We start from the raw sequence: 403 nt of genomic DNA on the forward strand, positions 1-403 counted from the left end.
GCGCTCCCTTGTCGTCCTGGCCAGCGATGGTCTCGCTTCCCCTGTTGAAGTTGAAGGCGATCGCCGTATCGTGGCCGCCATCACTGGCATAGCCTGCCACCGTCGCATCGCTCAGCTTCAGATCATAGATCTTCTGCAGCGTATCGCCTTGCGGCTTTAGACCGACGAGCTCGATCGTGGGGATGTGCTTGCCGGTGGCCGCATCCCCCAGCAGCGTCACCAGCCCTGGCGAGAGCTTGCCGATGTCGACCGTCAGCGGATCGAACTGCGCTTTGCCGGCCCCGCCCCCGCCACCTGCAGTGCTCAGCTTGGTCAGCTCGTTGAACGTGAACTCGTCAACCGTGAAGGCGCCCTCATAGCCCTTCACCGTCGAATCGCCCTTGATCCCGTCCACCTTCAAGAG

General features: G+C 62.5%; 1 protein-coding gene. It reads right to left on the reverse strand.

The genetic code is table 11. The features are described from left to right. Window positions 1-403, reverse strand: a 403-nt coding sequence (locus XI06_RS07230; RefSeq protein WP_271604945.1) for a type VI secretion system tube protein Hcp, incomplete at both ends; no start/stop codon positions are given.

It is taken from the genome of Bradyrhizobium sp. CCBAU 11434, from assembly GCF_028128895.1.
In the GTDB taxonomy this organism is placed as follows: Bacteria; Pseudomonadota; Alphaproteobacteria; order Rhizobiales; family Xanthobacteraceae; genus Bradyrhizobium; species Bradyrhizobium zhengyangense.